Raw genomic sequence first — 12,375 nt, forward strand, 5'->3', positions numbered from 1 at the left:
TTAATCAGTTAAGTATATAAACTAATAAATAATATATCTTTATTCATAAAGTTGATAACTATGAATAAGAAAATTAAGGTCATTATAATAATTGTTCTGTTATTGCTTTTGGCTTATGCTGTATTCTACTTTACAGAATACAATCATGCTGAAAAGACTGCAACAGATCTGCTGGCAGGAACTGAAAACGTTTCAGTCACAAATTCATCAAATGGATTATTTTTGGACGGATATGGGAATGATACTGCATTAATATTTTATCCTGGTGCTAAAAATGAATATGTGGCATATCTGCCTATGTTTGTCGATTTGGCCAGTAAGGGTGTAGATTGTTATATTGTTCAGATGCCTTTGAATTTTGCTATCTTCGCCCAGGACAGTGCAGACCAGATTATTGACACCACAAACTATTCCCATTATATCATGGCAGGCCATTCTCTGGGTGGACTTTCAGCGGCATCCTATGCAACCAAATCAAATGAGACTGAAGGGGTTATACTGATAGCTGCATACCCTATAGAAGAAATAGACAAACCTGTTTTATCAATTTACGGGTCTGAAGATGGTATCCTCAATATGGAATCCTACAATAAGGCAAAACCATTGATGAAAAATTTGACAGAATTTGTCATTGAAGGGGGAAACCATGAACAGTTCGCCAATTATGGGGCGCAGAAAGGTGATAATGTTGCTAAAATATCTTATCAGGAACAGCAATCAATCTGTGTTAATGAAATGTTGGAGTTTATAAATAACATAACTCTTTCAAATTAATCTTTTTTTAGTTAATATTAAATATTTTCATTTTTAAATTATTATTATGGCTTTGGCATTGAATATAATAATTGGTAATGGAATTTCTTTGTTTGCAGGAATTTTCATCGTTTTGAGCATGTGGGTCAATGATGAAAAGAAAGCATATTTTTACCAGTTTCTTAATGCATTCATTTTAATAATTTCATCAGTGTTTTTCTTTTCGTGGACTGGTGTTGTTACCATGGCAATAGCCGCATCAAGAAACCTTATGGTTTACTATGACAGACTGACCTTTAACTGGACAATGTTTTTCATTGTTATTTCAGTTGTTTTGGGACTTTTGGTAAACACTCTTGGTTTTGTAGGGCTGCTGCCTATAATTGCTATCATTCAACTTTCCCTGTCCAATTACTATCTAAAAACAATCAAATCCATAAAATCAAGCTTTATTATTAACAGTGCAATATATGTGGTTTATTTCCTGGCCATATTGGACTTTTCATCTGCAGCGATTGAAAGTTTTACTGCATTGGTAGGCGTCATTTCTCTTATCAATCTCATACGTAATCTTGGCAATTCAGATAAAATGTTGCAATAATCAACAATTTTATATACTGGTTTTTTCAAATTAATTTTTAGTGATAATTATGAAAGATGTTTTGTTGTTAACAGGGGCAGGTCAAATCGGAATGGCAATCGCCAGAAGAATAGGGCATGGTAAGAAAATAATGCTTGGAGATAAAAGCCCTCAAAATCTTGAAACAATATCCAAAATAATGATTGAAGCAGGTTTTGATGTTGAAACAGTAGAATGTGATATATCTTCTAGACAGTCAATTAGGAATATCATTGAAGTTTCCCAAAGTTTTGGAGAAATAAAATACTTCATAAATGCTGCTGGTGTCTCACCGTCACAGGCTCCGATTGAAACAATCCTTAAAGTGGACCTCTACGGAACAGCAGTTCTTATGGAGGAAGTTGGAAAAGTCATCAAGGAAGGCGGATGTGGTGTTGTAATTTCTTCACAGTCAGGACACAGAATGAAACAGCTGGGAGCAGAAATTGACAGGCAGCTTGCAATGACACCAACAGAAGAACTTCTTGATTTGGAAGTTTTGCAGCCTGAAAACATTGATGATACATTGCATGCATACCAACTGGCTAAAAGATGCAATGTAAAAAGGGTGATGTATGAGGCATGCAACTGGGGTGAGCGAAATGCAAGAATCAACTCAATATCTCCTGGAATCATAGTAACTCCATTGGCTATAGATGAGTTTAACGGTCCGAGAGGAGACTTTTATAAAAACATGTTTGCAAATTGTCCGTCAGGAAGACCAGGAACAGCTGATGAGGTAGCAAATGTTGCAGAATTGATGATGAGTGATAAGGGTGCATTCATTACAGGTTCAGATTTCCTGGTAGATGGAGGAGCTACAGCATCATACTTCTATGGAAAATTACAACCTTAATTTTCTTTTTTTAAAATTAAAGTAAAATAAAATAAAATAAAATAAAATGGTATGGTTTTAATTTGGTTTAATTAGATTGTTTGTGAGATTGTAGTCTGAATAGTTTTGAGCTATCTTTTCTACGGTTCCGTCCTTGAACATTTCATCTAAAGTCTTTTGAACGGCATCTCTTAATTCGGTATTTCCTTTTTTAAATCCGACTCCATACTTTTCTGAAGAAATACTTTGGTTTAGGATTTTGTCGTCATGATATTTGTTGTTGATGTGGTAATTTGCAATTCCGATATCCATCACTACCGCATCACAGACACCACTTTCAAGATCCATCAATGCAATATTGTTGTCCTTAACCTGCATTAAGCTATTTAATGATTCTTTTAATGTAGTGTTGTTGTTGATTCCATCTATTCCTGAACTGCCTTCCTGAATTTCAACATCTTTTCCCTTTAAATCAGATAATGTGGAAATGTTTGAATCGGACTTGACTACAACAACCTGTTCGTTGTTAAAGTAAGGTTCTGTAAATTCATATTTGTCTTCACGGCCGTCTATTGTAAATGATCCCCAGATACAGTCGATTTCACCTGAATTAACTTCAAATTCCTTGCTGTTCCAGTCGATGATGATGTCTTGTTTAAATGTCCAGTTGTTTCTCTTACAGACTTCCTTTGCCAAATCTATATCAAATCCTACATAAGTTCCATTATCGTTTTGATATTCAAATGGTGGAAAAACAGGATATATTCCGACAACAAGGGTATTTTCATTATTTATTGCGGCGGTGTTGTTATTATTCATATCGAACAAACCTGCACTTGCAGTATTCATGAGTAAAAATATTGTCAATGCTATTGCAATTAATATTTTTTTGTTCATATAATTCCTCTTTCAAATTTAGTTAATTCAATTTTTGTAGAAGTTACTATATAACATTTATTAAAATTTTTAAGGTGATGGGAGTTTTAATCCTATTTGGTTTGATAGTATACTACGGCCTTGTATGGTGTATAGCCGTTTATGAGTTTGGTTTGTATATGGCCGCTTGCGCCGGTTACGGTTTTTGTTTTAATTTTGCCTTTGCTGTTTTTGAAATAGAATTTTGCTTTAATGAGCTTTGTGTGATGCGGAACCATATCTCCGTTGAGGCCGTTTCCTATATACCATGCGGTAACTCCGGTTCCCTTGTCAAACTGGGAATTTCCGGTATATGTTACGTAACCTACTATTGCATCACCATTTTTAAGTTTTACTGCCTTAGGTCCCCATAATACTCCTGGCTTGAAGTTATAAATTTTTACAGTTACCTTTTTTGTGCTTTTGGCTGAAACCTTTTTTATGGTGTTTGTTGCTTTAACGCTATCTCCGTCGGATAAATCCTGTGCGTAAACACTACCGACAACAGCCAAAGCGCCGACCAATATTAAAAAAATGATTAAATTTTTTCTGTTTAAAATCATAAAATCACCGTTAGTCATATCTTTATTCGATGTTGAATATATAATTGGTGAAAAACATATATTAAACTATGAAGAAGTTAGCAATTTTTGACTTTGACGGAACACTTTTTGATTCGATTTGCGATGTGGTGCTATGCTATAACAGGACCTTGGAGATGTACGGATTTCCAACGCTGACCCGTGACGAGTACATTCCATGCCTGGGCGGAAACATTGATGAGATTACATCTTTAGTTCTTGGGGATAATGCTTCACCTGAAAATATTGAAAAGGTCAAGGAGACATATCTGGGTTTTTACAATTCCTCTCCAAAGAATCTGACTGTTCCATTTCCTGATGCATCACAGATTCTATACAAATTGCAGGAAAAAGGCATATTGCTTGCTATAAACTCAAATAGACTGACCTATTCGCTGGAGGAACTGGTTGAAAAGAACTTTAAAGATATTGATTTTATTGGAATTGAAGGTCATAATGATTCTTACCCTTCAAAACCTGATCCTTATGGTGTTAATAACCTAGTTAAAAAGGCAGGTGTCAGTTTGGATGAGGCAGTCTATATCGGAGACTCAATAACTGATATTTTAACTGCAAAAAATGCAGGAATTGACTGTGTTTTGGTAACCTGGGGTTATGGCCTTGAAAAGGATATGCAAAACGATTATCCGATAAAAGTCATTGATGATTTTTTTGAACTGATAGATTTATTTGATTGAATTTTAATAAATTTAATTATAAACTTAAAATTAATGTTTGGAGGTAAAATGAGAAATATTGTCATAGTAGAATGTGGTTCTACAGGAATTAATTTTATACAAGATATTGTTAATAGAAATTTTCATCCTGTCGTTTTGATTTTGAAGAATGACGGAAGTGAGGGCGCCAAAATATACAATGATATGGTGTTAGGATCCCTTGAAGATGTCGAAGAGGATTTTGATTTAATCTATGAAAAGGGGTCATATGAAGATACTCTTGAGATGATTAAAGGCTATAATCCGGAACTTGTCGTTCCAGGTTCAGAAAAAGGCGTTATTTTAGCAACCAAATTGGCCAGCGATTTAAATCTCAAAGGCAATCCGGTTGAAAACATTGAATCCATGACATTAAAGCATAAAATGCAGGAAAAACTTGCTGAAAACAATCTGAGACATATTCGAGGCGGTGTAGTCAAATCTGTTGAAGAAGCAATCAGGTATTATGATGAGGAAAATTTTTCGGAAGTGGTTGTAAAGCCGGCATACAGCGCAGGTTCTGTAGGTGTTAGATTTTGTTCAAACAAGCAGGAAATGATTGACAATCTTGAGGATTTGTTTAAACAGGTCAATTTATATGGTGAGAAGAATACAGAATATGTTATTCAGGAGCTCATAAAAGGAGATGAATATATTGTAAACACGGTTTCCTGTGAAGGTGTTCATCGTGTCACAAGTATATGGAAGTACCATAAGATAAACACTCCTGAAGGAGGACATATCTACGATTATATGGAATCAGTCAATGATTTGGGCCTTGGTGATGCTGATTTAGTAGAATATGCTTATGATGTGGCCGATGCATTGGAAATTGAATACGGTCCTGTCCATGGGGAGTATATGGTAGATGAAAATGGTCCGGTATTGATTGAAGTTAACTGCCGTCCTATGGGTGGTAATATGCCTGCTAAGTTTTTGGACAGAATTACCGGTCAGCATGAAACTGATAGTATTCTTGATTCGTATTTAAATCCGAAAAAATTTGAATTTGAACGCCTGAGGGGATATCAGTTATATGAACATGGGGCCTTGAAATTCTTCATAGTTCCAAAGGACCTCCTTGCCCGTACATCACCTATGAAATACATAAGTAACAATTTAAAAAGCCATTTCCTGACAACTAGAGTGTTGTATGGTGCTGAAAGATTCTTTGTCAAAACTCAGGATTTAGAAACTACTGGGGGAACGGTTTATCTTACACATCCAAACGGCCAGTTTGTTCACAATGATATTGATTTTTTAAGAAGCATAGAAAAGAATGCATTTGATTTGGTTTTAAGCGATGAACTGGATAAGAAATCTGAAATCGATGAGACAGAATCATTTGATGATGTAAAATATATATTGAGTCTAGTTTCAGCTTACGGAAATACTCTTTTTGTAACCGACAAAATCTTTGAGGATGTAAACCTGCTTCAGGTTCCAATTAATGAGATTGATAATGTAAACGGCGAGTTTGACTGTGTTGTTGTGAATTTAAACAAAAGCATCATTGACAAGACCAATGACTGTGTTGCATACATGTTTTTAAAGATAATCAATAGGGTCAAAGTGGGAGGATTAATTTTCATTCCAAAATCTACATATGTCTACATTTCTCATGGCAGAAAATCTGTTGAAGCGTTTATCAAGGTTCTGGATTTGAAAATCCAACTGCCTCTGCATGATTTGAAAGGTTTTGTAATTGCAACCAAATGATACTGGGAATTCAATATTCCCTTGGGAGTGTCCGATAATTTTTTGATTTTAAAATCTCCCATTTTTTTATTTTATTTTTAAATCTACAAGTATTTCATCCTTGATAATAAAATCTTTTATTAATTCATCAATAATATTTATATCTACATTTCTATTTTTTGTTTTTTCTTGTTTTATTAATTTTAAGATAGTTTTTAGCACATTAACGTTTGTATGTTTGTGTATTTTTTTAATGTTGTGTGTGATTGCATATTGTGTTAATTCGTTGTTTGCTCTTTTTATTCCTCTTGTTTTTATTCCTCTAAAGTTTCTAGACTCGAGTAAGGTTCCAAAGTTGCCTTCTGCATTGGAACCTCTTCCTGAATAGATTTTTTGACCCCATTCGGAGTAATAAATTTTTTTGATTTCGTTGATTTCTGATTCGCATCGGTCTTTGATTTTTCTTTTGGATTCTGTTGCGCATTTTTTCTGATCCGGACAGGTGAAACAATCGTTTGTTCCATAAACTTTATATTTTATGCCATTTTGTTTATTATTGTTCATTCTTGTTAAAATGGAACCATTTGGGCAAATATAAATGTCTTTTTGCCAATCTTTAATGAATTTGTGTTTTCTAAATTTTTCATCAATTTTTAAATTTGATTTCTTTTGTTTTGTATTTGTTTTTTCTTTTTTGCGACTTGCAGCGGCTCTATCTGGTATTACAATGGTGGTTGGAGAGTTATATATTTTTTCTAAACTTTTTATATGCCAATATCCATGATCCGCTACAATAACATAGTCTTTTTTGCCCAATCTTTCGTTTAATTCATTTATTGTAATTAGTAGTTCTTTTTTGTCATTTGGACTTTGTGTAATGTAGTGTACAGCCATCATTCCGTATTTCTCATCTACTCCTGCTTGAAAATTATAATTAAATCCCCATTCTCCATCTTTATCTAGCATACTGTGTGCTTCGGGGTCTATAATGCTGATTGGTTGATTTCCTTTAACATTTTCTTCCATATGTTTAATTTTTAATAAGACTTTTTTCAGGCCGTTTTTTTGTTTAAAAATGGATTTTAAAAGATATATGCCTCCAGCATATATCATATCTTTTAATTCATTTAAAATAGGTTCTATTTCGTCTTTAAATTCATTATTATTAAAAAATTTGTCTAATTTGAACCATAAACCTTTTTCGTCGGTTTCATGACGATATTTTAAAATAAAATCTCTCAGATAATATAGTTGATCAGCATATAACTTCTTAAAATTATTACAATAACCTTTAAGTACAGTACCATCATGATATATTATGTTTCCATCCATTAAACCAATTTTTAGTGAAAAATTCACGATAAATTTGTCGAATTCATCAATTAGATAGTTGTATTCATTTAAAAATTCGTTTATGCTGCTTTTTCCAGGTTTTTTACAATTCAAAATGAAATTGCAAGTGTCATCGTTTCGTGTCCACCATTTTTCCAATTCCCTACAACTAATTATCTTATTTAAATGTCCCCATTGTATAAATGGCAACATTATATCCGGTGTATAAATTCTAGGACGGCCCGGACTATCATTTTGATTAAAATAACTAGGATTTAATTCCTTAAATATTTCAAACAAATAATATAATGTATAAAATTCATGTGTTTTATTTATATTGTCCCCAGGATTCTTTAAAGTATAATAACTCTGACATGTAGCGCTCATTTCTAATTTCACCCACAATTTTAATTTATTATACAACAAAAAACAACAATATTTAAAATTAATCTCGGATGATTATTTTTTTAAAATCGAAACAAATAAATTATATAAATCACAAAAAAATAGATTGTGAAGTGAATTTATTTTTGTTAGTTTGAGTTGTTGTATGTTTAATAATTATAAATTCCTTCACATATAAATATAACTCTTTTTATAGACAAATAAAAATAGTACATTCAGTTACAAGCTAAATAAAGTATTTTAAACAAGAATTCATATTTTTAATAAACATGAACTCCTCTATTTTTACCCAAAAATAAAAATAAAATTAGTAAATTAAATTAATCATTAATTAAATAAATAAAAAACAAGTATTAAGTTCATTTTATGCAAGAAGTTCTTAAAATGAGTAATACTTAATAAAATACTCGGAATTAGTCATCAAATTCGGACTAATGATTTCAAGTGTATTAAAAGTATCACTCAATTATCGGACACTCCCATAAAAACATCAATTTTTATCATTTGAATCCATAATCTCCAAAAGCCCCAAATCAAAAATTAACCTTCTCAAATGTCTTTCCGAATAAGTAACCCCGAATTCCTTTTGAATTTCTTCCTTAATTTCAGAAACATTGGACAAACCTTTTAAGACAATGTTTTTCTTTAAAATTTCAAACTGATAATCAGAGAGTTTGGAAACTCTTCCAGAATTGCCTTTTCTAAATAGACCATCAAAACCTTCCTCATTCCAGCTTTTTAGCCATTTATAACCAGTTTGAGGAGTTTTTCCATGTTTTTTAATAGAATCTTTTACAGTTTCATCACAGTATAAATCTTCTATAAAAGTTATTTTTTCATATAAAAGCACAAATTTCTCCAAATCTCGTTTTACACGGCGAATTTGAGAAATTGGAATGTTTTTATTAACGTAGGCCTGTCTGCTCATAGAAATATTTTTAAAATTAAATACTATAAAAATTTTTTGTCAAAACATTAAATGTTAATTAAAATCAGCCCAACCATACAAACGAAAAATCCCACAATTTGAGTGAGTGAAACATTTTCCTTGTATAGCAGGTATCCGACAACCAAAAGAACACATGCAAGACCTATGTTTGCAACCACACTGGCTGTGCTTACTGCCCAGCCTGCACGATAGACAAAAACATAACCCACTTCAAGGCCGACTATAGCTACCGCAAGGATTATGGAAGTCCAATTGATTTTTGAAATTTCAAAAACAACATTTGAAGGCCCAACCATGAATACAAAAATAACTGCAGAAATAACTGCCGCAACAAAATAAGTAACCATCAATGCTCCGAATGGATTTACATCTCCAGGCATCGATTTCATGCAAATGTTATAGAATGTATTTGCCAAAATAACCATTAAAATTGGCCAAATCAGGTTCCAGTTCACAATTAACACCAAAAAAAGAAAAAGAAAGTGAAGTTAAACTTCACTATTTAGTTCCATATACCCGGTCACCTGCATCTCCAAGACCCGGCAAGATATATGCATTTTCATTCAATTCACGATCGACCGTTGCACAGAAAATCTGCACGTCAGGATGGTCATCTTCAATGCATGAGATTCCATCAGGAGCGGCCACAATACACAATAGCTTTATTTTTTTGACACCATCCTGTTTAAGCCTTGATATTGTCGCAGAGGCACTTCCACCGGTTGCAAGCATAGGATCAATAACAATGGCTTCCCGTTTATCAATTCCTTTAGGCATTTTATAGTAATATTCAACTGGTTCAAATGTTTCTTCGTTTCTGTAAAGCCCTATATGACCTATTTTTGCGTTTGGAATTACATTTAAAATTCCATCGACCATTCCCATTCCCGCTCTCAAAATCGGAACGATGGCATACTTATCTTCATCAAGCATTCCAGTTTCCATTTTCTCAAGTGGAGTTTCGATAGTTGTTTTTTCAAGTTTTGCATCCTTCATAGCCTCATACATCAATATTGTGGAAATTTCAGTTACCAATTCCCTGAACTCTTTGGTTCCCGTATTGATATCCCTTAAGATTGCAAGTTTATGAGTTACTAACGGATGGCATAATACAAATTCATTCATGTTTTTCCTCCGGAATCAATAAGTTTAACAGTACACCAATTATTGCTGCAAGTGACATTCCTGAAATTGAAATGGATAAATCACCATAAGCGATGGACAATGCAGCTCCACCTAATCCTAAAACAAGCATTGTTGCAGCAACAACAACATTTTTGGTGTTGTTGAAGTCGACCTGGTTGTTGATTAAAATTTTAAGACCAATTATTTAAAATAATGACTAACAAATTTCTGATTAATAATATATATCTGAATAAAGTTATAAAATACTTTCTTTTTACTAGAATTTTTATAAAAAAAAATTAAAATTCATAATTTAACAAAAAAAATTTAAAAATTTAAAAAAATTATTAAAAAAAATATTAAAATCGTTAATATTTTAAAAAAATAAATGAAAAAATTCCTATTTACCTATTTGAGGAATTCTTTGTAAAGTGTTTTGGGCAGTCCAACCACTTCCAAAGGTAGAATACAGATTTTTCAATTTTGTTTTTTGAATTGAAGATAAAGAATGTTTTAATTTCACAACTATGCTTGTAGTGTCATAATTGTTGAACTTACCCTTCATGAAGTTGACTGTCACCCATTTTGTCGGAATGTCATGACTTCCATAATCATAATCACCTGACGGATTTCCTATTAAAATCTTTTTACCATCTTTACTGATATCCAAAATGGCCACATAATGACCCCAGGTGTGGAAAATCAAAGCACATCCTCCTTTATTGAGTTGTTTTAAAGCTTTGTCAAAAGTTTTTTTATAAAAATAATAGCATTTGAAATTTGCCTTTTCCAAACCTTTCTTAAGATCTTTTGCCATGGTCCCGTCGGCCACAGTAGTCTTTGACAGTTTTGCAAACTGACTTTCACAGACATAATTTCTTAAAACCTGACTGCACATGCTTGCAGAAGTCGGACCGCATGTATATCCCGTATTTTGCTCATCCCTGACCTGAGGATAAGTATATGACTTGCCCTTTAAGGAAACCGTAATGGAACCCGGCCAGTAATTATTCTTATTTTTCAAGACTATTTTGGTGTTGATGGCCCTTTCAATCACGTTCCATTTTTCACGCACAAGAACATGAATTATCTTGGGTTCTGATTTTGTTTTAAAGATAACATACTTGCTTAATTTGTTTGTTAAAAACAAAGTCTTACTGTCCCTTTTCAAAACATTTCTGTATTGCTCCTTTAATAATGTGTACTTCATGTCCCCGTCACCCATAACATAATGACCTGGCATCACATCAATGTCCGGAACCCCATTAACCAGAGGAATTTTTGTTTTGAGAGGATCTTTTACGCTGCCGATAACACCTGTGACGTTTTTACTTGCATGAGATGAGAATATTGTGTCGCTTCCTGCAAAATCAGCAGATACCAGATAAGTATTATTCCCCAAATAAGGTTTAAAAACAATTACTCCCTCGGAGTTTGTGGTTTTCTTATAGGTTTTTGAACCTACAGTTATAGATACGGTCTTTTTGGAAATGGCTGATAACGTATCGCTTCTTAAATAAATCCTTAAATAACCCTTTGAGAGAAGTTTGTCGTTTCCGATGACTATTGAAGTAGTTGCAGGAACAATCAGAGTAACGGTTTTGGATATTGAACTGTAATAATCGTTTCCGGCATAACTGATTTTCAGAGAATATTTTGCATCAGGATTTAAATTGACCTTAAGGGCGGCCCTACCTTTGTTGTTGGTGGATGATTTATATGTTTTTCCGTCTACTTTAAATGAGACGGTTTCATCGATTAAAGGATTTCCAGATTTGTCTTTTAGATAGACATAGAAATATTTATATTTCAAAACTGTTGTATTGACAGGATTAATGGATGTCGGCAATTTCAAAACATTTATGTTAAATGTCTGATTGACAGGTGCGAAATTATCATCACCCTTAAAAATAACGTTTAAAGCATATGAATTAGCTTTCAAATCCAATTTAAAAACAGCTGATCCTTTATTGTCGGTAACCAACGAATACTTTTTTTTATCGACATTGACGGTTAACTCCTTAGCTGATAATCCCCCATTATTCGAATCGGAAAGTGAAATTGATATGCTCTGGTTAACGTAACCCTTAGACGAATTTAGAGAAATTACCGGAGTCTGCATTTCATCTGTACTATTACTGCCCAATGCATCATCAGTTAGATTTTCACTTGCAGATACTGCCCCAATTATAAAAAATGAAAAAATAATCAGTATTATTAAAAATCTCTTCACATACCCCACCTAATACATTATATCTTGTTTATGGATACTAATACTTTTCACTGAAAGAATAAAAAAATTCGCAATTTATCAAAAATATTGCAAGAATACCATGACCTCTTAGGTCATGGATGAATTGCACAAAAAATTACTTATCAAATGCTCTCTGAAGAACTTTAAATACCAATGAAATCTAAACTAATAAATGACAAAGTTAATCAAAACT

13 protein-coding genes are annotated in these 12,375 nt (G+C 32.9%); 5 read left to right on the top strand and 8 right to left on the bottom strand.

The features are described from left to right. Positions 1 to 60 precede the first annotated feature (60 nt). The 3 genes from ACKI2P_RS03625 to ACKI2P_RS03635 are packed head-to-tail and all read left to right on the top strand — an operon-like array spanning position 61 to position 2,228. A complete protein-coding gene (locus tag ACKI2P_RS03625) occupies positions 61 to 774 on the top strand; it encodes an alpha/beta hydrolase (protein WP_407375101.1) in 714 nt (237 codons plus the stop codon). A gap of 46 nt (positions 775 to 820) precedes the next feature. Then, positions 821 to 1,354 carry a YgjV family protein gene (locus ACKI2P_RS03630; protein WP_407375103.1) on the top strand — a complete coding sequence of 178 codons (534 nt, stop codon included), beginning with the start codon at positions 821 to 823 and terminating at the stop codon, positions 1,352 to 1,354. A 49-nt stretch (positions 1,355 to 1,403) separates the two neighbouring features. Beyond that, positions 1,404 to 2,228, top strand: coding sequence for an SDR family oxidoreductase (locus ACKI2P_RS03635; RefSeq protein ID WP_407375105.1), 825 nt, complete (start codon positions 1,404 to 1,406; stop codon positions 2,226 to 2,228). Between the two features lie 57 nt (positions 2,229 to 2,285). Here ACKI2P_RS03635 and ACKI2P_RS03640 read toward each other — a convergent pair whose 3' ends face one another. Continuing rightward, entirely contained in the window at positions 2,286 to 3,104 is an 819-nt protein-coding gene (locus tag ACKI2P_RS03640; protein ID WP_407375107.1) for an amino acid ABC transporter substrate-binding protein, read from the bottom strand. 92 nt (positions 3,105 to 3,196) lie between these two features. Beyond that, positions 3,197 to 3,685, bottom strand: a complete 489-nt coding sequence (locus ACKI2P_RS03645) for a hypothetical protein (protein ID WP_407375109.1) — start codon at positions 3,683 to 3,685, stop codon at positions 3,197 to 3,199. Positions 3,686 to 3,753: 68 nt separating this feature from the next. On the opposite strand from ACKI2P_RS03645, the gene ACKI2P_RS03650 reads away from it, so the two are divergent. Next, positions 3,754 to 4,401: an HAD family hydrolase gene (locus ACKI2P_RS03650; protein ID WP_407375111.1), complete on the top strand. Its 648-nt coding sequence runs from the start codon at positions 3,754 to 3,756 to the stop codon at positions 4,399 to 4,401. A 48-nt stretch (positions 4,402 to 4,449) separates the two neighbouring features. Further along, positions 4,450 to 6,138: an ATP-grasp domain-containing protein gene (locus ACKI2P_RS03655; protein WP_407375112.1), complete on the top strand. Its 1,689-nt coding sequence runs from the start codon at positions 4,450 to 4,452 to the stop codon at positions 6,136 to 6,138. Positions 6,139 to 6,204: 66 nt separating this feature from the next. Here ACKI2P_RS03655 and ACKI2P_RS03660 read toward each other — a convergent pair whose 3' ends face one another. The 6 genes from ACKI2P_RS03660 to ACKI2P_RS03685 form a co-directional block, all read right to left on the bottom strand. Next, on the bottom strand, positions 6,205 to 7,836 hold the full coding sequence (locus ACKI2P_RS03660; protein ID WP_407375114.1) for a transposase: 1,632 nt from the start codon (positions 7,834 to 7,836) through the stop codon (positions 6,205 to 6,207). 508 nt (positions 7,837 to 8,344) lie between these two features. Beyond that, positions 8,345 to 8,782, bottom strand: coding sequence for a transposase (locus ACKI2P_RS03665; RefSeq protein WP_407375116.1), 438 nt, complete (start codon positions 8,780 to 8,782; stop codon positions 8,345 to 8,347). Between the two features lie 47 nt (positions 8,783 to 8,829). Further along, on the bottom strand, positions 8,830 to 9,258 hold the full coding sequence (locus ACKI2P_RS03670; RefSeq protein ID WP_407375118.1) for an EamA family transporter: 429 nt from the start codon (positions 9,256 to 9,258) through the stop codon (positions 8,830 to 8,832). A 43-nt stretch (positions 9,259 to 9,301) separates the two neighbouring features. Further along, positions 9,302 to 9,928, bottom strand: coding sequence for a uracil phosphoribosyltransferase (upp, locus tag ACKI2P_RS03675; RefSeq protein WP_407375120.1), 627 nt, complete (start codon positions 9,926 to 9,928; stop codon positions 9,302 to 9,304). Further along, positions 9,921 to 10,058 (bottom strand): hypothetical protein, encoded by a 138-nt coding sequence (locus ACKI2P_RS03680; RefSeq protein ID WP_407375122.1) that lies wholly within the window; start codon positions 10,056 to 10,058, stop codon positions 9,921 to 9,923. Before ACKI2P_RS03680 ends, upp begins: the two co-directional genes overlap by 8 nt. Before the next feature lie 270 nt (positions 10,059 to 10,328). Beyond that, on the bottom strand, positions 10,329 to 12,161 hold the full coding sequence (locus ACKI2P_RS03685) for a cysteine peptidase family C39 domain-containing protein (RefSeq protein WP_407375124.1): 1,833 nt from the start codon (positions 12,159 to 12,161) through the stop codon (positions 10,329 to 10,331). Positions 12,162 to 12,375 lie beyond the last annotated feature (214 nt).

The organism is Methanobrevibacter sp. (assembly GCF_045541095.1).
Classification (GTDB): Archaea; Methanobacteriota; Methanobacteria; order Methanobacteriales; family Methanobacteriaceae; genus Methanocatella.

Bases quoted from the DNA above. Each gene is read 5' to 3' on its own strand.
- ACKI2P_RS03650 (WP_407375111.1), top strand. From the start codon at position 3,754: ATGAAGAAGTTAGCAATTTTTGACTTTGACGGAACACTTTTTGATTCG.
- ACKI2P_RS03645 (WP_407375109.1), bottom strand. From the start codon at position 3,685: ATGATTTTAAACAGAAAAAATTTAATCATTTTTTTAATATTGGTCGGC.
- ACKI2P_RS03630 (WP_407375103.1), top strand. From the start codon at position 821: ATGGCTTTGGCATTGAATATAATAATTGGTAATGGAATTTCTTTGTTT.
- ACKI2P_RS03640 (WP_407375107.1), bottom strand. From the start codon at position 3,104: ATGAACAAAAAAATATTAATTGCAATAGCATTGACAATATTTTTACTC.
- ACKI2P_RS03635 (WP_407375105.1), top strand. From the start codon at position 1,404: ATGAAAGATGTTTTGTTGTTAACAGGGGCAGGTCAAATCGGAATGGCA.
- upp (WP_407375120.1), bottom strand. From the start codon at position 9,928: ATGAATGAATTTGTATTATGCCATCCGTTAGTAACTCATAAACTTGCA.
- ACKI2P_RS03625 (WP_407375101.1), top strand. From the start codon at position 61: ATGAATAAGAAAATTAAGGTCATTATAATAATTGTTCTGTTATTGCTT.
- ACKI2P_RS03655 (WP_407375112.1), top strand. From the start codon at position 4,450: ATGAGAAATATTGTCATAGTAGAATGTGGTTCTACAGGAATTAATTTT.
- ACKI2P_RS03665 (WP_407375116.1), bottom strand. From the start codon at position 8,782: ATGAGCAGACAGGCCTACGTTAATAAAAACATTCCAATTTCTCAAATT.
- ACKI2P_RS03660 (WP_407375114.1), bottom strand. From the start codon at position 7,836: ATGAGCGCTACATGTCAGAGTTATTATACTTTAAAGAATCCTGGGGAC.
- ACKI2P_RS03680 (WP_407375122.1), bottom strand. From the start codon at position 10,058: ATGCTTGTTTTAGGATTAGGTGGAGCTGCATTGTCCATCGCTTATGGT.